This window comes from Stenotrophomonas sp. I18B00994 (assembly GCF_014145825.1).
Classification (GTDB): Bacteria; Pseudomonadota; Gammaproteobacteria; order Xanthomonadales; family Xanthomonadaceae; genus Stenotrophomonas; species Stenotrophomonas maltophilia.
Map to the genome: position 1 here is coordinate 376483 of NZ_JACIUW010000001.1, position 22459 is coordinate 398941.

Sequence of the window (22459 nt, forward strand, 5' to 3'; positions counted from 1 at the left end):
GGCGAACCAGCGTGCACGCCGACCAAGGTCGGCAACTACCAGATGCTGGCTCTTTGAGTAGATCCACGCCATGCGGCAACCGTGCCGACCAACGGTCGGCACCTACCAGCGGCGGGTGGTCAGCGCACCAGCACTGCTTCGCTGCTGGCGTCGGTGCGCATCGGTAACGGACGCTGCTGACGCAGCCACTGCGCCAGGTCACGCGGGCTGAGCGGGCGCGAGTACAGGTAACCCTGGATTTCGTCGCAGCCCTGGCGGCGCAGCATGTCTTCTTCCTGGTGCGTCTCCACGCCCTCGGCCACCACCTTCATGCCCAGCGCGTGGCCCAGGTGCACGATGGCCTGGGTCACTTCGGCCGTGCCCGAATCGTGCAGCATGCCCTGCACGAAACTACGGTCGATCTTCAGGCGACCCACCGGGAAGCGGTTGAGGTAGTTGAGGTTGGAGAAGCCGGTACCGAAGTCGTCCACCGCCAGCGGCACGCCGTGCCGTTCGAGCACGTCGAAGCAGTGGCGCAGGATGTCGGTGTCACGGATCAGCGCCGATTCGGTCAGCTCCAGCTCCAGCCGCTGCGGCGGCCAGCCGTGGGCATGGCAGATCTCGATCACACGTTCGGCGAAGCCACGGTCGCGCAGCTGCACCGCCGACACGTTGACCGCGATGCGGTCGAAGTGCAGTCCAGCCCGGTCCCAGGCGGTTGCCTGACGGCAGGCTTCGTTCAGTACCCAGTCGCCGATGCGTACGATCTCGCCGCATTTCTCGGCGATGGGAATGAACTCGGCCGGGCTGCAATAGCCGATGCCGGGGCGATGCCAGCGCAGCAGTGCTTCGATTGCCGGCGGCTCGCCCTGGTGGGCATGCAGCAGCGGTTGATAGGCCAGGCTGAACTCCTCGCGCTCGATCGCACCGTGCAGCGCGTGCTCGAGCTCCAGCCTGCGCTGGATGCGGGCCAGGGCATCCTGGCTGTAATACTGGTAGGTGTTGCGTCCGGCTTCCTTGGCCGCGTACATCGCGGCGTCGGCAGCGCGCAGCAGTGAATCGAAATCGGTCTGCGCATCACCCAGCATCGCGATGCCGACACTGGCACCGACCTTCAGCGTGGTCTCGCCACGGCGCAGCGGCTCGGCCAGCGAGGCGATCAGCTTGCGGGCGACATGTCCCGCATCCTCGGGCTCAGCCAGGTCGCGCAGTACGACGATGAACTCGTCGCCGCTGAAACGGCCAAACAGATCATTGTTGCGCAGGTTCTGGTGCAGGCGGGTCGCGGCAGCCTTCAGCAGCGCATCACCCGTGGCGTGGCCGAAGCTGTCGTTGATGGTCTTGAAGCCGTCCAGGTCGATGAACAGCATCGCCAACGAGGTGCCGCGATCACGCGCCTCCTCGATGGCCTCGGCGGTCTGTTCGCCGAGCAGCACGCGATTGGGCAGGCCGGTCAGCAGGTCGTAGTGGGCCAGCAGTTCAATGCGCTCGTTGGCCTCGCGCTCGCGGGTGATATCACGGAAAAGCACCACGAAGCGCGGCGGCAGTCCGTCACGACGATCCAGCTCGATCAGCACCTGCACCCAGACACGCAGGCCGGACTGGCGGTAGAAGCACAGGTCCAGCTGCTCGGGCAGGCCGCCGTTGGCGATGCGGGCCAGTGCCGCCTCGAACGCATCGCGCGAGTCTTCGGTATACAGCGCCATCGCCTGATCGAGGGTGATCGGCTCCTTGCGCAGGCCGTGGATGCGATAGCATTCCTCGGTCCATTGCATGCTCCGGGTCTGCACCTCGATCTCGCAGCCGCCGATGCGGCCCAGCGCGGAAACCCGGTTCAGCAGTTCGGTGCGCCAGCGAATCAACGCGTCGGTCTGGTGCTGTTCGGTGATGTTCTGCACCTGGCCGAGCAGGCGCTTGGGCTGCCCGTCCATGTCCAGCAGCGGCTGCATCCACAGCCGCAGGTGCTGTGATGGCTCATGGCCACGGGTCAGCTCCAGCTCGAGATTGGCGGCACGACCATCGCGCCACAGCCGCCGCCATGCCGCACGCAACGCGCCACGCGAGCGCGGATGCAGCTGCTTCAGCCAGCGCCGCTGGCCGGGCACGGCGCCGTGCTCCAGCGCCAGCAGCGATCGCAGTTCCGGCGACCACCAGAAGTGCCCGCTGTTGGGGTCGAACGACCAGCTGCCCATGCTGGCGATGCGCTGGGCCTCGCTCAGGTGCAGCTGCTGTTCCTGCAGCAGCGATTCGAGCTGCTTCTGCTGCTCGATATCGGTATGCGTGCCGACCATGCGCAGCGGCTGGCCATCAGCGGTGCGCGCGACCACGCGGCCGCGATCCAGCACCCAACGCCACTGGCCATCGGCCTGGCGGAAGCGGAACTGTGCACTGTACTGCTCACTGCGCCCGCGCAGGTGCTCGTCGAGCGCGGCACGCACCTGGTCGATGTCCTCGCTGTGCACGCGCGACAGCAGTTCGGTGGCCGTCTCGTCGCCCAGCGCCGGCGTGCGCGCCACCCGGTCACTGGGGATGTCCCAGTCCCACAGGCTATGACCGGCGCTGTCCAGTGCCAGTTCCCAGCGCCCACCCCCATCGACCGGCACCGGCTCGGGAATGCTCAGGGTGAACGCCAGCAGGTTGCCGGCACCGTCATGCACGGCGCGCAGGTGGCCGTCGTAGTGGCCGCGCGGGCCGCCTGGCAGCGTGCAGGGCACGATGCCGCCATCGGCGGCCATCAGGCGTAGATCTTCCAGCATTGGCGCATAGGCAGCCACGGTGGCCGGCAGGCCATGCTCGCGCGCGGCCGGATTGGCCGCCAGCGGGCGCCCGGTACGGTCGACGATGACCAGCGCCGACGCAAGCGGGTGCTGCAGCAGGCTGGCGATGATCCCTTGGTCCACGCGATCTTGCTCCGGATGACTCGCCCGTCAGCGGGGCACGCAGTGGTTAACGGCGCCTGCGGCGGATAATTGAGTGGTGACGGCACGCTGCGGGGTAAGATGACCGGCGCCCCTTTCACCCTCCCCGTCCATGCCCGCAGAACCGACCGGCAACGCCCCAGTTCCCGACCCGCGGATGGCGCAGGCGCTGAGCCGTGACCGGCGACGGGTGGTGTTGAGCTACCTGGTGATGGCGCTGGCCTGGATGATCTCCACCGACAGCGTGGTGCAGGCGCTGGTGCCCGATCCGCAGCAGGCGGCCCTGTGGCAGGGCCTGAAGGGCTCGTTCTTCGCCCTGGCCAGCGCGGGCCTGCTGTACCTGCTGCTGCGCCCGCTGGCCGAGCACGTGCTGCATACCCACGCCCGCCAGCAGGCCTCGGAGCTGCGCCTGCGGCAGATGTTCGAGGGCAACCCCGGCCCGATCCTCGTCTATGACCTGGACACATTGGCGATCCTCGACGCCAACCCAGCCGCCTGCACCGCTTTCGGCTGGGAGCGCGATGAGCTGCTGGAACAGACCATCGACGCCTTGTGGCCACCCGGCCAGGGCCAGGCGCTGCAGGCCAAGCTGGAGGCGATCCGCGAGGCGCCCGACGAGCTGTGCATCCTGCGCGCGCAGCTGCAGCTGCGCGATGGCGCGCTGCGGCAGATGGAACTGCGCTCCAACGCGATCAGTTACGACGGTCACAATGCGCGCCTGCTGATCGCCATCGATCGCACTGCCGAGGACCTGGCCCAGCTGCGTCGCGACCAGGCGCTGGCACGGGTGGAAGAAGCCCACGAACTGGCCCGCATCGGCGCCTGGGAGCTGGACCCGTCCACCGGGCTGGGCCGCTATTCCAACCAGGTCTATCGCCTGCTCGGCCGCCGCCCGCCCGAAGCCCGCCGCTGGCACCGCTTCGACGAACTGCTGGTGCCGGCCGACCCGGCCACCGCCACCCAGACCGAGCAGCTGCTGGCCGAGCTGTGCTCCGGCGAGCCGGTACAGGTGGACGTGCTGCTGCCGCTGCTGTCGATGGACGGGCGCGCGCTGATGGTGCACCTGCGTGCCGCCAGTGGTCTCGATGAGGCTGGCCGCAACCGCGTGCTGGGCACGCTGCAGGACGTGACCGAACGCGAGCAGTCGCGGCGACTGCTGCGCGAGCGCGAGGAGCAGTTCCGCGAGCTGGTGCGGGTACTGCCCGACGGCGTGGTGATCCTCTCCGACGAACATGTGTTGTACGCCAACGCCTGGGCCGCCGGCCTGTTCGGCTACGGCAGCCATACCCTGCTGGGCGAGCCCTTGTCGGCGCTGGTCGCTGCCGCAGACCTGCCGCGGGTGCGCAGCCAGCTGCGTGCCGGCCAGCCGCACCTGGGACCAGGCCACAGCAGCGTGGTGGCCATGCAGCGCGGCGACGGCCGCAGCTTCCATGCCGGCCTGGCGGTGGGCGACGTGCGCTACGGTGGCCGCGACTGCAAGCTGCTGATCGTGCGCGACCTCAGTGATTCCGAGCGCATCCGCAGCGCGCTGGAAACCAGCAACCGCGAACTGCAGGCGATGGCCGGGCGGCTGTTCTCGCTGCAGGAGGACGAACGTCGTGCGATTTCGCGCGATCTGCACGATGACATCGGCCAGGCCATCACCGCGATCAAGCTGTCGGCGCACGCGGCGCTGGAAGAGGACGATCCGCAGCGGCGTGGGCAGGATCTGGCGCAGATCGTCAGCCTGGCCGACACCACCGTGGCCAAACTGCGCGACATCTCCACCCTGCTGCGCCCCCCGCAGCTGGATGCACTGGGCCTGGAGGCAGCACTCAGCTGGCAGGCGCGGGTTCTGTTCCGCTCCTCGCCGGTGGAGCTGCTGGCCGAGATCGAGCCGTTGCCGCATCGCCCCGACAACAGCATCGAACAGGCCTGCTTCCGCATCGCACAGGAAAGCCTGACCAATGCGCTGCGCCATGCGCGCGCCAGCCAGGTCCTGCTGCAGCTGCGCGATGTCGGCCAGCGCGGCCTGCACCTGCAGATCCGCGATGACGGCGAAGGCTTCGATCCGGACGGCCCGCGCGGCCTGGGCCTCATCGTGATGCGCGAGCGCGCACAGAGCGTCGGTGGCCACGTGCGGATTGAATCCGCGCATGGCGAAGGCACCCTGGTCGATGTCCACCTCCCCTACCAGGCGGCCAGCAGGGCTGCCGTCGATTCACCGGAATACTGAACCATGTGGAATCCCAACCTGCCCCCGGTCAGCATCGATGACGCTCCCGACCGCCTTGGCGCCGGCAACCCCGAGCTGCAGGCAATGGTTGCCGAGGCAGCCTCAGGCGGCATCGCACTGATGCTGATGCACGTGGACATCGACCATTTCGCATCGGTCAATGAAAACATGAGTGCCGAAGTGGGCGACCAGGCGCTGGTGCTGGTGGCACAGCGCCTGCAGTCCTACCTGCGCGGGCGCGGCAAGTTGTGGCGACATGGCAGCGACGAGTTCCTGATCGCGGTGGCGCGCACCGCCGATCTGCCGTTGCCGGAGGATTTCGCCGAGGAGATCCGCCAACAGATGGAGCTGCCGTTGTCGGTGCTGCCGTACACGTTGTTCATGACCGGCAAGCTGGGCGTGAGCCTGTGCCCGGAACATGCCAGCAGCACCTCGCGCCTGCTCGACCATGCCGAGGATGCGCTGTACCAGGCCGCCCGCGAAGGCGGCAATGCCGTGCGCATCCATGCGGTGGACACCCCGCCAAGCGCGCACAGCGAGAGCATCATCGCGCGCCAGATCGTCGATGCCATTCCCAATGGCGAGCTGAAGCTGCGCTACCAGCCACTGGTAAGCGCGCGCGACGGCCACGTGGTGGGCATGGAAGCGCTGCTGCGTTGGCAGTCGCCGACCCTGGGCATGCTGGTGCCGGAGCGCTTCATGCGCACCGCCGAACGCCTGGGGATCATCGTGCAGATCGGCACCTGGGTGCTGGAAGGCGCCTTGAAGCAGGCGCGGCTGTGGCGCGACCAGGGCTTCGATGACTTCACCATCGCAGTGAACGTGTCCACCCTGCAGCTGCTGCGGCCGAACTTCTTCGCCGAAGTGATGTCACTGCTGCAGGCGGCGGGCGTACCGGCGCACATGCTGACGCTGGAGATCAACGAGAGTGCGCTGACCAACAACGTCAATTTCGTCCACGAAACGCTGGCCAACCTGCGCAATGAAGGCATCAGCCTGAGCCTGGACAACTTCGGTACCGGCGACTCCAGCCTCAGCGCGCTGGTGCGCTACCCGGTGGACAAGCTGAAGATCGACCGCAGTTTCATCAAGAGCGCGCCGGCCGGCAATCGTGAAGCGGCCATCGCCCGCGCGATCATCGCCATGGGCCACCAGCTGGGCATGACCGTGATCGCCAACGGCGTGGAATCGCAGGCGCAGCTGGGCTTCCTGCGCCGCAACGACTGCGACGTGTTCCAGGGCTACCTGTTCGGCGAACCGATGTCGGCCGATGCCGCCGGCATGACCCTGCGCCGCCGCTACCTGCGCCCGGAAGCCTTCGCCGAGACGCGCCCGGACCGGACGCTGCTGCTGCTGGATGATGAGGAAAACGTGCTGCGCTCACTGGTGCGCCTGTTCCGCCGCGACGGCTACCGCATCCTGGCCGCCGGCAACGTGCGCGATGCGTTCGACCTGCTGGCGATCAACGACGTGCAGGTGATCCTGTCCGACCAGCGAATGAGCGACATGAGCGGCACCGAGTTCCTGGGCCGGGTGAAGATGCTGTACCCGGATACGATCCGCCTGGTGCTGTCGGGCTACACCGATCTGAACACGGTGACCGATGCGATCAACCGCGGCGCGATCTATCGCTTCCTGACCAAGCCGTGGAACGACGACGAGCTGCGCAAGCACATCCACCAGGCGTTCCGCACGTACGAGGAACAGCGCCGCAGCAATGCCGGCCCGGCGCCGGTGGAGAGCGGAGATGGCGGCGAGGAGCGCCCATTGCGGTAACCATCCCCTCTGGTAGAGCCGGCCGCTGGCCGGCTGCTCTGGAAATCGGGTTCAATGAGGTTGCCGGCCAGCGGCCGGCACTGCCAGAAGCGGTCAGCGCGGCTGCTTGACCGGCAGCACCACGCGGAAGCGCGAGCCCACGCCGGGCGTGCTGTCCAGGTCGATGCGGCCGTGGTGCTTGTTGATGATGCTGTAGGAGATCGACAGGCCCAGGCCGGTGCCACTGCCCACCGGCTTGGTGGTGAAGAACGGATCGAAGATGCGCTGGCGCAGTTCCGGCGAGATGCCACCGCCGGTATCTTCGAACTCGACCCAAACGTGATCGCCATCAACGCCGGTACGCACCGTGATCGTGCCGCGCTCGGCGATGGCATGGCCGGCGTTGAGCAGCAGGTTCATGTAGACCTGGTTCAACTCCGATGGCAGGCACTCCACCAGGGGCAACTGGCCGAACTCGCGCACCAGGGTGACCTTGTACTTGAGTTCGTTCCAGATGATGTTGATGGTCGATTCCAGGCCCGCGTGCAGGTCGACCAGCTTCCACGACTCGTCGCGGCCGGAATACGAGAAATCCTTCAGGTCGCGCACGATGCGGGTGACCCGCTCGATGCCTTCGCGCGATTCCGCCATCAGCTGCGGCAGGTCGCGGCTGATGAAATCGATATCCAGACGGTCACGGATATCATCGATTTCCGGAATCAGCGCTTTCGGGTCCGGCGCGCGCAGGGCGCGCTCGTAGGCTTCGATCACGGTGAACAGGCTGCGCAGGTATTCCTGCAGGCTGCCCAGGTTGGAGTGCACGTAACCGATCGGGTTGTTGATCTCGTGCGCGACGCCGGCGGCCAGCTGGCCGATCGACGCCATCTTCTCCGACTGCAGCAGCTTTTCCTGGGTGCCATTGAGGCGCAGGTAGGCCTGGCGCAGTTCGGCATGGCGCTGCTGCAGCTCGCGTTCGTAGTCTTCCTGCCCTTCGATGTGGCGGAACAGGGCGAGGAAATGCCCCTGGCCGACCGGACCATGGTGGTACAGATGGGCGATGACCACGCCCTCGCCCAGCGGCAGGCTGCCATTCCAGTGACCATGCTGGCGAGCCTGTTCCAGCGCATCGGGCGGCAGCAGTTCGCGCAGGCGCTGCGGCGGCGGCAACCCGCCGCCCTCGCCACTGGCCAGCAGGTTCTGTGCGGCCGGATTGGCCAGGGCCACCCGCCCGTCATCGGTGAACAGCAGCAGGCCTTCGCGCAGGCGCTCAAGCAGGGCCTGCAGCACCGGCTGCGGCGGAAGGGGGGCGGTAACCAGGGCGTTGGCAGCGGACACGGCGACTCGGGACGTTCGAACAGGCGCCCAATATACGCGGTCATGCAGCGGGCTTCAGCCCGCCGTGAGGGGTTATGCGACCGCCGTCGCCTCAGGCGACGGCGAGGGGCCGGCCGATGCTGACCGTGTGCGACTGGCCCTTGGCATCGTAGGCCGAGGCGTCTTCGGTGCGGCCGAGCTGGCGCAGCGCCCAGTTCACCTCGCGGCGGCGGCGCGACAGCAGCACGCCGTTGGCCCGGTTGCGCTCGGCCAGTTCCTGCAGCTGTTCGCCCTCGCCCACCGGTGGCGCGCCTTCCAGCGCACGCAACGCTTCCAGCTTGGCGCCGGTAGCCCGGATCAGGGCGTGCACGTCGTGCTCGACCAGGGCCTGGCGTTCAACGTCCAGGGCCTGGGCGAGACGCTGCAGCGGCTCGCTCATCGCCGCAGTCATCCGTGCAGCTGCTGGTCCAGATCGAGCATGCGCGATGCGATCGCGTCCGGATTGATCTTGTAGGTGCCGTTCTGCAGCGACTCGCGCACGGCGGCCACGCGCTGGGCGTCGATCGCCGGGGCGGTGGTCAGCTCGCGCTCGATGGCCTGCAGATTGGTGGCCTCACCGGTCAGGCGCAGGCTGTCGGCCGCCTCGACCGGGCGCGCCGCCGCATCGGTGCTGACACCGGGCTTGTTGGCCGGGGTCGTCACGCTGCGCAGTGCCTGGGGGACCTGCAGGTTGCCGTCGATTTTCTGGCTCATGGGGTGTCCTGGAGTTGCCGTTCACAAGGGATAACGGCCGCAGGGCCGTGATCTTTAGGGATATTTTGCGGTAATTCAACGCGCCACGATTACGTCACCTGCGGCATCGACCGTGCCTTGCACGATCCGCCGCGAGGACAGGTTCTCGACCGAGACCCGTTCGTTCTCACCGGCATCACCCATCGCACGGCCGGCAATGCGGACCTCGACCGAGCCGCGACGCGACACCAGGGCCACATTGTCTCCTCGCTTGATGAGACGCTGCACCACCAGATCGTTGTTCGACAGCAGGGCTCCGGCCTGCAACGGACGGCGGGCGACGCGGCCGATCGCTGCATTGGGATCGGACAGCACCGCGCCGGCAATCCGGGCAGCGTCACGCTGGGCAGTGGTGATATCGGCGGCAGTGAGGGTTTCTCCAGTGCCGATTCCGCGGTTGAGCACCAGTACGGTCTGGTTGCGCCGCACCTTTACCGGCACGAACAGGCGCCAGCCGCCCGCGTCCGGACAGCTGACTTCCACCGTGGTGTTGGCGGTGGGCTGCACCTGTAACGCCCCCCCGCACTTCGGCAGGCGCAGCGCATCGGCCACCTGGGCCTCGCCCTCGCTGCCCGCCGGCAGCGTCGACAAGGCCGCCGCGCGGATGCTTGCCACCGGCTGCCAGTCGGCGGCAGCCGCCCACGGCGAGGCCACGGCCAGCGCGATGGCGAATAGAGATGTGACCCGGCACATGGCGCCTCCTTCAATCGGCAAGAGCTGGCCCAGGTGCGTGCAAGGGGTGTGCCAGAGGGGCACTTGTAGAGTCAGGCCATGCTCGACCGCTTTGCGCCCAACAGCCAGCCGAGCATCGCTCGAGGCTACAAGAGCCTCGGTCGAACATGGCGCGACAACACAATTGCGGTGTGGAGCGCGCAGTGGCAGAGCGCCCTCAAGTTTGGCACCCAACGCGCCGATACAGCAGCCATGTCCCATGACCTGCTCAACCGGATCGACCAGCGGACCCGCCTGGCCGGCCACAACCGCCTGGCGCTGCTGCTGTTCCGTCTCGGCGGACGTCAGCTTTTTGGCGTCAATGTCTTCAAGGTGCAGGAAGTCCTGCGGCGCCCGGAGCTGTTCCAGGTACCCGGCCTGCCCAGCCAGTTCGCCGGCGTGGCCGACGTGCGCGGCCGCTCGGTGCCGGTGCTGGACCTGGGCCTGGCCATCGGCCACCCCGAACGTGAGCCCGATGCCGATACCTCGCCGGGTTACCTGGTCGTCACCGAATTCAACCGCTCGATCCAGGGGTTCCTGGTCAGCGGCGTCGAACGCATCGTCAACATCGCGGTGGAAGACATCCACCCGCCGCCGGAGCTTGGCGCCGAGTCGAGCTACCTGACTGCGGTAACCCGCTTCCAGGGTGAGCTGATCCAGGTGATCGACGTTGAAAGCGTGCTGGCCGATATCGCCCAGGTCCGCGGTGACGCCGTACTCGATCCGGCGATGGCAATGCCCGCCGATGGCCCCCAGCTGCAGGTGCTGGTGGTGGACGACTCGCGCGTGGCCCGCCAGCAGATCCGCAGCGTGCTGGATCAGTTGGGCGTGGGTGCCACCCTGCTTTCCGATGGCAAGCAGGCTCTCGACCACCTCTTGCAGATCCAAGCCTCGGGCGAAAACCCCGCCGAACGCTATGCCATGGTCATCTCCGACATCGAGATGCCGGCCATGGACGGGTACACGCTGACGACGGAAATCCGGCGCCATCCGGGCCTGGCCGGCCTCTACGTGCTGCTGCACACCTCGCTGTCGGGTGTCTTCAACAACGCCATGGTCGAGCGTGTCGGCGCCAACGCCTTCGTCGCCAAGTACTCGCCGCACGAGCTGGCTGACTTCGTGCTGGACCGCCTGCGCAAGGTGGCGATGGCGGCCTGACGGCCACTGATCCGGTAGTGCCGGCCGCTGGCCGGCAACCGCAGATCCATCGGGGAGCCGGCCCGCGGCCGGCACAACCCTCTCGAATTTGGCACACCCCTTGCAGCTTCCCGGGCAACGTTCCCGTGGGAGTGCACCGTGCGCAACCTGATTACCGACTACCTGGGCGTCCACGCCCAGGCCATGCCGTTGCGCGAACAGCGGATGAAGCTGATCGCCAGCAACCTCGGCAATGCCGACACGCCCGGCTACAAGGCCCAGGACCTGGACTTCGATGCTGCCCTGCGCCATGCCCAGGGGCAGGATGCCAACGGCCTGATGGCCACCACCCATGAGCAGCACTACGAAATCAGTAGTGGCCTGAACCCGTTCCAGATCGCGCGCGAGGGCGTGCAGCCCAGCCTGGACGGCAACACCGTCGATCCCGATGCCGAGCGTGCCGCCTATGGCCGAGCCGCGCTCGAGTACCGCGCCTCGCTCAGCTTCGTCGAGAGCAAGGTGCGTTCCATGCTGACCGCGATCACGGGGCAATAAGCCATGAGCAACCTGCCGATCTTCGATATCGCCGGCTCCGCGCTGCAGGCGCAGTCGGTGCGCATGAGCACCATCGCCTCCAACCTCTCCAATGCCGACACCATCGCCGGTTCTGCCGACGCCGTGTACAAGCCGCTGGAGCCGATCTTCCAGGCCGTCACCAGCAAGAACGATCCCAACATCACCTCGGTGAAGGTGAAGGAGATCACCCAGAGCGAGGCGGCGCCGATCAAGCGCTACGAGCCGGGCCACCCGCTGGCAGACGCCGATGGCTACATCTACCAGCCCGACGTCGATCCGGTGGCGCAGATGGTCAACCTGATCTCGACCTCGCGCAATTACCAGGCCGGCGTGGAGATGCTGACCACCGCCAAGGAACTGGCCCTGGCCACCCTGACCATGGGCCGCTGAGGCGGACCCTTGAGGATTACCCGATGACCACCGTCTCTACCCAGACCAGCCAGGACGTGTACAGCGCCCTGGGCCTGACTGCCCCCAACAGCAACGCCAGCACGCGCAAGAGCACGCTGGATCAGGCCGATTTCCTGCGCCTGATGACCGAACAGCTGCAGCACCAGGACCCGCTGAAGCCGATGGACAACACGCAGATGGTCGCGCAGATGGCGCAGATGTCCACCGTGCAGGGCATTACCGATCTGAACACCACGGTGCAGGGCTTTCAGGAATCGATGGCCAGCGACCAGGTGCTGCGCGGCGCGGCACTGGTCGGCCACGAAGTGCTGGTGCCTTCCACCAAGATGGTGCTGGGCGATGAAGGCGGTGCCAGCGGCGTGGTTGCCGCACCGGGCGCCGGCATCGTGAACGTGACGGTGACCGATGCCAACGGCAACACGGTCACCCAGCTGAGTGTTGAAGCTACCGCCGCCGGCGAAACCGCCTTCGAGTGGGACGGCAAGGATGCCAACGGCAACCGCGTGGCTGCCGGCGATTACACCATTGCCGCCACCCACACCGACACCGCTGGCGCGGAAACCAAGCTGTCCACCTATGTGCAGGCGCCAGTGGAAAGCGTGACCGTCGGCTCGGACGGCCTGTACCTGAACCTGAAGGGCCTGGGCACGGCCCCGATCGACTACGTGCTCCGCGTCAGCTGAGCCGCACATCCCGCATCTACCAGGAGCATCCCATGGGCTTCAACATTTCACTGTCCGGCATCAATGCCGCCAACTCCGACCTGAGCGTCACCGCCAACAACGTCGCCAACGTCAACACCACCGGCTTCAAGGAATCGCGCGCCGAATTCGCCGACCTGTTCTCGGCCACCAGCTATGGCCTGTCGAAGAACTCGATCGGTTCGGGCGTGCGCGTTTCCAACGTGGCCCAGCAGTTCCTGCAGGGCAACAACGAGCAGACCGGGCGCAGCCTGGACATGGCCGTTTCCGGTGAGGGCTTCTTCACCATGAACATGAACGGTGCGCGCGTCTACACCCGTGCCGGCAACTTCCAGACCGATTCGGCCGGCTACGTGATCAACCCGCAGGGCGCACGCCTGCAGGTGTTCGCGCCGAACGCCGATGGCACCAACTTCGACGCCGGCCGCCTGGTCGACCTGCAGCTGCTGACCACCGACAGCCCGCCCAAGCAGACCAGCGAAGTGAAGGTGGGCTTCACCCTGCCGGCCAACGCCAGCGTACCGACCGTGGGCACCTTCGACCCGACCGATTCGAACAGCTACAACTTCTCCAGCGGCGGCATCACCGTGTACGACTCGCTGGGCGTCAGCCACACCCAGGTCTCGTACTTCGAAAAGCTGCCGGGCGTGAACCAGTGGCGCGTGCACAACTACGTTGACGGCCAGGCCGCGGGCACGCCCACCGACCTGGAATTCGACAACGCCGGCACCCTGATCGACCCGGCCGACGGCAAGATCAGCCTGGGCACGTTCACCCCGACCACCGGCGCGGGCGTGCTGAACATGACCCTGGATGTGACCGGCTCGACCCAGTACGGCGAGAAGTTCGCCCTGCGCAACACCCAGCAGGATGGCTACGCGGCCGGCAAGCTCAATGAAATCACCGTTTCGGAAAGCGGCGTGGTGTTTGCCCGCTACTCCAACGGCGATGACAAGGCGCTGGGCCAGGTGGCGCTGACCACCTTCAACAATCCGCAGGGCCTGGAAGCCAAGGGCAACAACCTGTGGGTGGAAACCTTCGATTCGGGCACCCCGCGCACCGGCTCTCCGGACACCTCGAACCTGGGCAAGATCCAGGCCGGCGCGCTGGAATCGTCCACCGTGGACCTGACCGAGCAGCTGGTGAACATGATCGTGGCCCAGCGCAACTTCCAGGCCAACGCGCAGATGATCACCACGCAGGACCAGATCACCCAGACCGTCATCAACATCCGTTGATGAGCTGCTGACCCTGTCACGGAACTCCCCGCATGGATAAAGCCCTTTACGTGGCGATGACCGGTGCCCGCGCCTCCCTGCAGGCGCAGGGTACGCTCAGCCACAACCTCGCCAACTCCGACACCCCCGGCTTCAAGGAAGCGCTGGCCAACACCGAGGCCTTCCCGATCCGTGGGCAGGGCTATGCCTCGCGGGTGGATGCGCTGCACGTCGACGCCGGTTTCAACCGCAGCGCCGGCGCGCAGCACATCACCGGCAAGCCGCTGGACCTGTCGTTGCAGACCGGCACCTGGCTGGCCGTGCAGGCCACCGATGGCAGCGAAGCCTACACCCGGGGGGCCGCGCTGTCGGTCACCCCCAACGGCCAGCTGGTGACCTCCAGCGGCCGTGCGGTGCTGGATGACAACAACAACCCGATCGCCATTCCGCCCTACCAGGCGATGGAAGTGGGCAACGACGGCACGATCTCGATCATTCCGCAGGGCGAAGGCCCGCAGACCATGGCGATGATCGGCCGCATCAAGATCGTGCAGGCGCCGGACGAGCGCCTGGAGCGCGGCCTGGACGGCCTGTTCCGCAACACCGACCCGCAGCAGCCCTTCGCCCAGGCGCAGGGCGCCACCGTGCACAGCGGCCAGCTGGAAGGCAGCAACGTGGACGCCGCCGGCGCGCTGGTGCAGATGATCCAGCTGCAGCGCCAGTACGAAATGCAGGTGCAGGTAATCAAGCACGGCGACGAGAACGCGCGCAGCGCCAACAGCCTGCTGCGCCTGGGCGGCTGACGGAATTCCGGCGCCGGCACGGGCCGGCGTTGGCACACCGCTTGCACAGCCTTCACCAACGGCCGCACCGCGCGGCCCGCTTCAGCCAGACAGGATTCCGAAGATGAACCAGGCATTGTGGATCGCAAAAACCGGACTGGATGCGCAGCAGACGCGCATGTCGGTGGTTTCCAACAACCTCGCCAATACCAACACCACCGGTTTCAAGCAGGACCGCGCCAGCTTCGAAGACCTGCTGTACCAACAGGTGCGCCAGCCCGGCGGCGCCAGTTCGGCACAGACGCAGCTGCCGACCGGCCTGCAGCTGGGTACCGGCGTGCGCGTGGTGGCCACCTCGAAGAACTTCGAACAGGGCAGCCAGCAGCAGACCGGCCGCGCGCTGGACGTGATGGTCAACGGCCGCGGCTTCTTCGAAGTGCAGCTGCCCGACGGCAGTTCCGCGTACACCCGTGATGGCTCGTTCAAGATCAACCAGGACAGCGAGCTGGTGACCAACACCGGCTATCCGGTGCAGCCGGGCATCCAGATTCCCGAAGGCGCGCAGTCGGTCACCATCGGCAGCGACGGCACCATCAGCGTAAAGATGGCCGACGACGCCGCTTCGGTGGAGGTGGGCGCACTGACCCTGACCGATTTCGTGAACCCGGCCGGCCTGCAGGCCCGCGGTGAAAACCTGTTCCTGGAAACCACGGCATCGGGCCCCGCACAGAACGGCAACCCCGGCCTGAACGGTCTGGGCACCGTGGTGCAGGGTGCGCTGGAAGGCAGCAACGTGAACGTGGTGGAAGAGCTGGTGTCGATGATCGAAACCCAGCGCGCCTACGAAATGAACGCCAAGGCCATTTCCACCACCGACGCCATGCTCGGCTACCTGAACCAGAACGTCTGACCGCAACCACCGGGATACCGCCATGTCGCCCTTCTCTACCCTCGCCCGCACCGCGCTGTGCTGCGCCGTGACCGCCCTGCTGGGCGGCTGCGTGATTGCCGGCGACGTGCGCCCCTACCCGGCCATGGCCCCGGTGCAGCCGATCGTGCCGATGCAGGCCGCGCCCACCGCCGGCGCCATCTATGCCGCCGGCCCGACGCTGAACCTGTATGCCGACCGCCGCGCCCGCGATGTCGGTGATCTGCTGACCATCACCCTGCTGGAAAACACCACCGCGCAGACCAGTGCCAACACTGCAACCAGCAAGGAATCGGGCCTGACCATCGGCTCACCCTCGCTGTTCGGCGCGCCGGTCACCCTGGGCGGCAAGGACATTCTGAGCGCCAGCGCCAATGGCGAACGCGAGTTCACCGGCAAGGGCAACAGCGCGCAGAGCAACCGCCTGCAGGGCAGCGTCACGGTCACGGTGATCCAGCGGCTGCCCAACGGCAACCTGGTGGTGCAGGGGCAGAAAAACCTGCGGCTGAACCAGGGTGATGAACTGGTGCAGGTGCAGGGCATCGTGCGCCCGGGCGACATCAGCCAGGACAACACCATCCCTTCCAGCCGCGTGGCCGAGGCCCGCATCGTCTACGGCGGCCGCGGCCCGGTCGCGCAGTCCAACGCGATGGGCTGGCTGAGCCGCTTCTTCAATTCCGGCCTGACGCCGTTCTGAGTATGGCCATGAAAGCTCTCTTCTCTTCTACGTGGCAGCGACGCATGGCGTCGCTCTACGGATCATTCTTCCTTCTGCTGGCAATGGCTGCGCCTGCCAGCGCCGAGCGCATCAAGGACCTGGCCCAGGTCGGCGGCGTGCGCGGCAATGCGCTGGTGGGCTATGGCCTGGTGGTCGGCCTGGATGGCAGCGGCGACCGTACCAGCCAGGCACCCTTTACAGTGCAGAGCCTGAAAAACCTGCTTGGCGAGCTGGGCGTGAACGTGCCGCCGAACGTCAATCCGCAGCTGAAGAACGTGGCCGCCGTGGCGATCCACGCCGAACTGCCGCCGTTCGCCAAGCCGGGCCAGCCGATCGACATCACCGTGTCTTCCATCGGCAACGCCGTGTCGCTGCGCGGCGGTTCGCTGCTGATGGCGCCGCTGCGCGGTGCCGACGGCCAGATCTATGCGATTGCCCAGGGCAACCTGATCGTGGGCGGCTTCGGTGCGCAGGGCAAGGATGGTTCGCGCGTGTCGGTGAACGTGCCCAGCGTGGGCCGCATTCCCGGCGGTGCCACCGTTGAACGTGCGCTGCCCGATGTGTTCGGTGCCAACGGCGAGATCACCCTGAACCTGCACAACAACGATTTCACCACCGTCTCGCGCATGGTTGGCGCGCTGAACAATGCCTTCGGCGAAGGCGCCGCGCGTGCGGTGGACGGCGTGACCGTGGCCGTGCGTGCGCCCACCGATCCCGGTGCCCGCATCGGTCTGCTGGCCCGCATTGAAAACCTGGAACTGACCCCGGGCAGCGCACCGGCCAAGGTGGTGGTCAATTCGCGCACCGGCACCGTGGTGATCGGCCAGCAGGTGCGCGTGGGGCCGGCAGCCATCTCGCACGGCTCGCTCACCGTGACCATCCAGGAAAACGCCAACGTCAGCCAGCCCAACGCGCTGGCCGGTGGCCAGACCGTGGTGACCCCGCAATCGACCATTACCGCCACCAACGATGGCAGCCGCATGTTCAAGTTCAGCGGCGGCACCAGCCTGGATGAAATCGTGCACGCGGTGAACGCGGTGGGTGCCGCGCCGGGCGACCTGATTGCGATCCTGGAAGCCCTGAAGCAGGCTGGTGCGCTGAGCGCCGAGCTTGAGGTGATCTGACATGCGTATCACCCCCGCCCTTGAGCTGCACCCGACGCAGCAGAACGATCCGGCCAAGATCGACAAGGTCGCACGCCAGCTGGAAGGCCAGTTCGCGCAGATGCTGGTGAAGAGCATGCGCGATGCCAGCTTCGGCGATTCGCTGTTCCCGGGTGAAAACAAGGTCTTCCGGGACATGTACGACCAGAAGATTGCCGAGACCCTGACCCGCGGCAAGGGCCTGGGCCTGCACGAAACCATCGCCCGCCAGTTGTCCGGCAACCAGGGCGACGCCCCGGCGCTGGACACCCGCGTGGACCCGGCCAAGGCCAGCCGCGCCTACCAGTTGAACGCACCGGCGCAGGCGCCGTCGCTGCCGCTGGAAGATGCCAGCAACGCACTGCGCATCCTGCAGCAGATGTCCGCAGGCGTGCAGGACGGCGCGCAATCGTCGGTGGCACCGATGGAACAGGCGCTGGACCTGATTGCCGGCCGCGAGAGCAGCAGCGCGCACCGTGCGCTGGGCACCGAGGATCCGTATGCGGGCAGCATTGGCGGTGCCGATTGGGCCGCCGCCAGCGACCAGTGGGCGCCCACGGCCAGCAACCGTGGCAGCACCGCCACCGCCGCCGACGCGCTGGCCAGCCGCACCGCGGTGGCCCAGCTGGGCGCACACACGCCGGAAGGCTTCGTGGCCAGCATCTGGCCGCATGCGCAGAACGCGGCCAAGGAACTGGGCGTGGATGCCCGCGCCCTGGTGGCCCAGGCCGCGCTGGAAACCGGCTGGGGCAAGCGCCAGATCAAGCATGCCGACGGCAGCACCTCGCACAACCTGTTCGGCATCAAGGCCACCGGCTGGAACGGCCAGAGCGCGGTGGCCGGCACCCACGAATACGTGGATGGCGTGCGCCGTAACGAAACCGCCAGCTTCCGCGCCTACAGCTCGCCGGCCGAAAGCTTCGCCGATTACGTGCGCCTGCTGAAGACCAGCCCGCGCTACCAGCAGGCCCTGCAGGCCGGCACCGATGTGCAGGGCTTCGCCCGTGGCCTGCAGCGTGCCGGCTATGCCACCGACCCGAGCTACGCCGCCAAGATCGCCGCCATTGCCGGTGGCCCGACCATCGAACGCGCGGTAGCCGCGGTGACCGATGCCGGCGCCCGCCTTGGCCAGACCTTCGCCAGCACCGCAACCGCGGCGCTGGGTATCACCCGCCGTTGAGGAACCCCATGTCCAGCGTCCTTTCCACCGGTACCAACGCCCTGCTCGCCTTCCAGCGTGCCCTGGCGACGACCAGCCACAACGTCGCCAACATCAACACGCCCGGCTACAGCCGGCAGAAGGTCGACTTTGCCACCGCCGATCCGCAGAACTTCGGCTACGGTGATGTCGGCAACGGTACGCGTATCGTTGACATCCGCCGCACCGCCGACCAGCTGGCCATTTCCCGCCTGCTGGACAGCAGCGGCGAACTGGCGCGGCTGAAGCAGCTTTCCACCATGGCCGACCGCGTCGATGCGCTGTTCTCGGACACCGCCACCAATGTGTCCGGCGTGTGGTCCAACTTCTTCGATTCGGTCAGCGGCCTGTCGTCCAACGCGTCGGGCAGCGCCGACCGGCAGAACGTGCTGGACAGCGCCAACACGCTGGCCAACCGCTTCCAGCAGCTCAACAACAGCCTGAACACGCTCAACAGCGAAGTGAACAACGGCCTGACCGCGGCCGCCACCGAAATCAACCGGCTGGCTGCGGAAATCGCCCAGATCAACGGGGTGATCGGCAGCAATGCGGCCACTGCTGCGCCCGACCTGCTGGACCGCCGTGACCAGCTGATCGCCAACCTGGTGGGCTACACCGGCGGCACCGCCGTGGCCCAGGATGGCGGCACCCTGAACGTGTACACCGCCGGCGGCCAGGCCCTGGTGGTCGGTACCACCGCCTCGAAGGTGACCACGGTCACCGACCCCTACCAGCCCGAGCGCCTGCAACTGGCGCTGCAGACCCAGGGCGGCAAGATCACCCTGGACCCGAAGCAGCTGGGCGGCCAGGTCGGTGGCATGCTGGAATTCCGCGACACCGTGCTGACCCCGGCCCAGGCCGAACTGGGCAAGCTGGCCGTGGGCCTGGCGACCACGTTCAACGAGACCCACCGCAACGGCGTGGATCTGTACGGCAACATGGGCGGCGACCTGTTCAACATCGGCAGCCCGCGGGTGACCGGCAATACCAGCAATACCGGCACTGCCTCGATCACCGCCAGCTACGGCGACCTGTCATCGCTGGATGCACAGAACATCGTGCTGAAGTATGACGGCACCCAGTGGCTGGCGATGCGTTCGGACACCGGCGCCAGCGTGGCCATGACCGGTACCGGCACCGCCACCGATCCGCTGAAGATCAATGGCGTGGAGCTGGTGGTGAGCGGCACCCCGGCCACCAATGACCGCTTCCTGCTGCAGCCCACCGCGGGCGTGGCCGGCAGCATCGGCGTGGCGATCACCGATACCTCGCGCCTGGCCGCGGCCGCGCCGATCAAGGGCAGTGCCGCGCTGGCCAACACCGGCACCGGCAAGCTGAGCGACGTGAAGGTGGCCGACGCCAGCAACGCCAACCTGCGCAACCCTGCCGCAATCGTGTTCACCTCGGCCACCGAATACACCATCGATGGCAATGGACCGTTCACCTACACCGCCGGCCAGGCGATCACCGCCAATGGCTGGAGTTTCGTGCTCGATGGCGCGCCGAAGACCGGCGATACCTTCAACATCACCCCCACCCCGGTCGGTTCGTCCGACAACAGCAATGCCCTGGCCCTGGCCAAGGTCGAGGACGCCAAGGCATTCAACGCCGGCACCATCACGTTGAACGGCGCACTGGGCGGGCTGACCACGCAGGTGGGCGCCGCCGCCCGTGCAGCGGAATATTCGCTGGATGCGCAGCAGGTGATCACCGACCAGGCACAGTCCGCGCGCGATTCGATTTCCGGGGTGAACCTGGATGAAGAAGCTGCCGACATGCTGCGCCTGCAACAGGCCTACCAGGCCGCCTCGCAGCTGATTTCCACTGCCGACACCATGTTCCAGACCATCCTGGGAGCTGTATCGCGATGAACAACCGCATTTCCACCGGGATGATGTTCAGCCAGTCCGTCTCGCTGATGTTGTCCAAGCAGGCCAAGATGAGTCACCTGGAACAGCAGCTGGCCACCGGCCAGCGCCTGGTGTCGGCCAAGGACGACCCGGTCGCCGCCGGCACCGCGGTCAGCCTGGACCGCGCCGTGGCCGAACTGGACCGCTTCAAATCCAACGCCGACGTGGTGCAGAACCGTCTGGGCCTGCAGGAAAACGCCCTGTCCGGCGCCAACGAACTGATGGCGCGCATTACCGAATTGACCCTGCAGGCCAACAACCCTGCCCTGTCGGCGGCCGACCTGAAGTCGATCGGCTCGGAGCTGCAGACGGTGTACGACAGCCTGCTGTCGCTGGCCAACACCACCGACGGCACGGGCCGCTACCTGTTCGGCGGCACCGACGATGCCGACGCGCCGTTCAAGCTGAGTAACGGTACGGTCAGCTACAACGGCGACCAGACCCAGCGCCAGGTGGAAGTGGCACCGGATACCTTCGTGAAGGATGCCCTGCCCGGCAGCGAGATTTTCCTGCGCATCCGCACCGGCGATGGCACCCTGGATGGTGCGGCTGCAGCCGGCAATACCGGCAATGGCGTGCTCACCACCTTTGGTTTGAATTCTTCTTCCGGCAATTGGAATGGCGGCAGCTATTCCTTGAACTTTACCGCTGCCGACCAGTACGAAGTGCTCGATTCCACCGGCACCGTGGTCGGCACCGGCACGTTCAAGGCCGGCGAGGACATCAGCTTCGAAGGCGTGTCGATGCGTATCGAAGGCGCGCCCGCGGCCGGCGACAGCTTCAGCATCGGCCCGTCGGGCACCCGCGATGTGTTTTCCACGGTGCAGGGCATGATCGATGCGCTCAACACCGCCGCCAACACCCCCGCCGAGGTGGCCAACCAGCAGAACGCACTGCAGTCGGGCATCCGCGATATCGCCCGCGCCGCCGAACAGTTCATCGACGCGCGCTCGGCCGGTGGTGCGCAGCTGAAGGCCATCGACGATGCCGCCGCCACCCGCGAATCCAACGCGGTCACCCTGAAAACCACGCTGTCGTCGATCCGCGACCTGGATTACGCCGAAGCCGTGGGCCAGTACCAGCTTGAACAGATCGCGCTGCAGGCCGCGCAGACGATCTTTACCCAGATGCAGCAGATGTCGCTGTTCAACGCGATCCGCTGAGCAGGCGCCTTCGTCGCGCGGCACTCCCCCGGGCCGCGCGACGAAGGCCGCTGAACCGCAGCCCGCCTGGGCTGCGGCACCCAACCACCGCCCTTCGGGACGGTGGCGTTGGCGTTTGTGCTAAAGACCGCCTTCCTGGCGCCGTTACTGGACCTTGCAAACGCGAAACACCTTCGCGTCGTGCATCGGTCGGCCACCTCGCGCCGGCCTTCGCCCACAGGAAGAGAAAAAATGGCACAAGTCATCAATACCAACGTGATGTCGCTGAACGCTCAGCGCAATCTGTCCACCAGCGGCAACAGCCTGGCGACCACGATCCAGCGCCTGTCCTCGGGCCTGCGCATCAACAGCGCCAAGGACGACGCCGCCGGCCTGGCGATCTCCGAGCGTTTCAGCACCCAGATCCGCGGTCTGGACGTTGCCGTGCGCAACGCCAACGACGGCATCTCGCTGGCCCAGACCGCCGAAGGCGCGATGGTTGAAATCGGCAACAACCTGCAGCGCATCCGTGAACTGTCGGTGCAGTCGGCCAATGCCACCAACTCCGACAGCGACCGCGAAGCACTGAACGGCGAAGTCAAGCAGCTGACCTCGGAAATCGACCGCGTTGCCCGCCAGACCAACTTCAACGGCACCAGCCTGCTGGACGGCACGTTCTCCGGCGCGCAGTTCCAGATCGGCGCGGATGCGGGCCAGACCATTGGCATCAACTCGATCGTCAATGCCCGCACCAGCTCGCTGGGTTCGGGTCTGTTCGCCGCAACCCAGACGAGCACTGCCGCAGTGGTGGCTGATGCTGCGGAGTCGGACGGCAAGATCACCGGCATGGAGATCAATGGCGTCGCCATCGCTGATGTGAGCTTCAAGGCCGGCGCAACAGCCAGCGACATCA

The 22459-nt window shown here is 66.9% G+C and carries 19 protein-coding genes and 1 pseudogene; 15 read left to right on the plus strand and 5 right to left on the minus strand.

What is annotated here, in order from left to right; translation table 11 throughout:
• Positions 1 to 119 precede the first annotated feature (119 nt).
• Complete coding sequence (locus tag H4O10_RS01770) at positions 120 to 2879, minus strand: EAL domain-containing protein (RefSeq protein WP_049461077.1); 2760 nt, start codon at positions 2877 to 2879, stop codon at positions 120 to 122.
• A 130-nt stretch (positions 2880 to 3009) separates the two neighbouring features.
• Between H4O10_RS01770 and H4O10_RS01775 the strand changes: the two genes are divergently transcribed.
• A complete protein-coding gene (locus tag H4O10_RS01775; protein ID WP_032954159.1) occupies positions 3010 to 5112 on the plus strand; it encodes a PAS domain S-box protein in 2103 nt (700 codons plus the stop codon).
• Between the two features lie 3 nt (positions 5113 to 5115).
• On the plus strand, positions 5116 to 6888 hold the full coding sequence (locus H4O10_RS01780) for an EAL domain-containing protein (protein ID WP_049461075.1): 1773 nt from the start codon (positions 5116 to 5118) through the stop codon (positions 6886 to 6888).
• Between the two features lie 93 nt (positions 6889 to 6981).
• Here H4O10_RS01780 and H4O10_RS01785 read toward each other — a convergent pair whose 3' ends face one another.
• The 4 genes from H4O10_RS01785 to flgA all read right to left on the minus strand — a co-directional run bounded on the left by H4O10_RS01785 (position 6982) and on the right by flgA (position 9666).
• A complete protein-coding gene (locus H4O10_RS01785; RefSeq protein ID WP_049461073.1) occupies positions 6982 to 8202 on the minus strand; it encodes an ATP-binding protein in 1221 nt (406 codons plus the stop codon).
• A 91-nt stretch (positions 8203 to 8293) separates the two neighbouring features.
• Complete coding sequence (locus H4O10_RS01790) at positions 8294 to 8632, minus strand: FlgN family protein (protein WP_014037132.1); 339 nt, start codon at positions 8630 to 8632, stop codon at positions 8294 to 8296.
• On the minus strand, positions 8629 to 8934 hold the full coding sequence (gene flgM / locus H4O10_RS01795; RefSeq protein ID WP_005409579.1) for a flagellar biosynthesis anti-sigma factor FlgM: 306 nt from the start codon (positions 8932 to 8934) through the stop codon (positions 8629 to 8631). The genes H4O10_RS01790 and flgM overlap by 4 nt, the downstream gene beginning before the upstream one ends.
• A gap of 75 nt (positions 8935 to 9009) precedes the next feature.
• Positions 9010 to 9666 (minus strand): flagellar basal body P-ring formation chaperone FlgA, encoded by a 657-nt coding sequence (gene flgA, locus H4O10_RS01800; RefSeq protein ID WP_005416463.1) that lies wholly within the window; start codon positions 9664 to 9666, stop codon positions 9010 to 9012.
• Between the two features lie 231 nt (positions 9667 to 9897).
• Here flgA and H4O10_RS01805 point away from each other — a divergent pair, with 231 nt between their 5' ends.
• The 13 genes and pseudogenes from H4O10_RS01805 to H4O10_RS01865 all read left to right on the plus strand — a co-directional run.
• A complete protein-coding gene (locus tag H4O10_RS01805) occupies positions 9898 to 10842 on the plus strand; it encodes a chemotaxis protein (RefSeq protein WP_005416462.1) in 945 nt (314 codons plus the stop codon).
• Positions 10843 to 10980: 138 nt separating this feature from the next.
• A complete protein-coding gene (flgB, locus tag H4O10_RS01810; RefSeq protein ID WP_005409576.1) occupies positions 10981 to 11376 on the plus strand; it encodes a flagellar basal body rod protein FlgB in 396 nt (131 codons plus the stop codon).
• Between the two features lie 3 nt (positions 11377 to 11379).
• Positions 11380 to 11787, plus strand: coding sequence for a flagellar basal body rod protein FlgC (gene flgC / locus H4O10_RS01815; RefSeq protein ID WP_049461071.1), 408 nt, complete (start codon positions 11380 to 11382; stop codon positions 11785 to 11787).
• A gap of 23 nt (positions 11788 to 11810) precedes the next feature.
• Positions 11811 to 12491 carry a flagellar hook capping FlgD N-terminal domain-containing protein gene (locus H4O10_RS01820; RefSeq protein ID WP_049461069.1) on the plus strand — a complete coding sequence of 227 codons (681 nt, stop codon included), beginning with the start codon at positions 11811 to 11813 and terminating at the stop codon, positions 12489 to 12491.
• Positions 12492 to 12523: 32 nt separating this feature from the next.
• Positions 12524 to 13747: a flagellar hook protein FlgE gene (gene flgE / locus H4O10_RS01825; RefSeq protein WP_049461067.1), complete on the plus strand. Its 1224-nt coding sequence runs from the start codon at positions 12524 to 12526 to the stop codon at positions 13745 to 13747.
• 32 nt (positions 13748 to 13779) lie between these two features.
• A complete protein-coding gene (locus H4O10_RS01830; protein WP_049461065.1) occupies positions 13780 to 14529 on the plus strand; it encodes a flagellar basal body rod protein FlgF in 750 nt (249 codons plus the stop codon).
• A gap of 103 nt (positions 14530 to 14632) precedes the next feature.
• Positions 14633 to 15418, plus strand: coding sequence for a flagellar basal-body rod protein FlgG (gene flgG / locus H4O10_RS01835; protein ID WP_049461063.1), 786 nt, complete (start codon positions 14633 to 14635; stop codon positions 15416 to 15418).
• Positions 15419 to 15440: 22 nt separating this feature from the next.
• Entirely contained in the window at positions 15441 to 16133 is a 693-nt protein-coding gene (flgH, locus tag H4O10_RS01840) for a flagellar basal body L-ring protein FlgH (RefSeq protein WP_049461061.1), read from the plus strand.
• A 2-nt stretch (positions 16134 to 16135) separates the two neighbouring features.
• Entirely contained in the window at positions 16136 to 17278 is a 1143-nt protein-coding gene (locus H4O10_RS01845) for a flagellar basal body P-ring protein FlgI (RefSeq protein ID WP_087786533.1), read from the plus strand.
• Between the two features lies 1 nt (position 17279).
• The gene (gene flgJ, locus H4O10_RS01850) at positions 17280 to 18476 is read left to right on the plus strand and encodes a flagellar assembly peptidoglycan hydrolase FlgJ (RefSeq protein ID WP_049461058.1); all 1197 of its coding nucleotides are present in this window, start codon (positions 17280 to 17282) and stop codon (positions 18474 to 18476) included.
• An 8-nt stretch (positions 18477 to 18484) separates the two neighbouring features.
• A complete protein-coding gene (gene flgK, locus H4O10_RS01855) occupies positions 18485 to 20365 on the plus strand; it encodes a flagellar hook-associated protein FlgK (protein WP_049461056.1) in 1881 nt (626 codons plus the stop codon).
• Entirely contained in the window at positions 20362 to 21567 is a 1206-nt protein-coding gene (gene flgL, locus H4O10_RS01860; protein WP_049461054.1) for a flagellar hook-associated protein FlgL, read from the plus strand. The genes flgK and flgL overlap by 4 nt, the downstream gene beginning before the upstream one ends.
• 231 nt (positions 21568 to 21798) lie before the next feature.
• Positions 21799 to 22459, plus strand: a pseudogene (locus tag H4O10_RS01865) (flagellin); the annotation flags it as partial.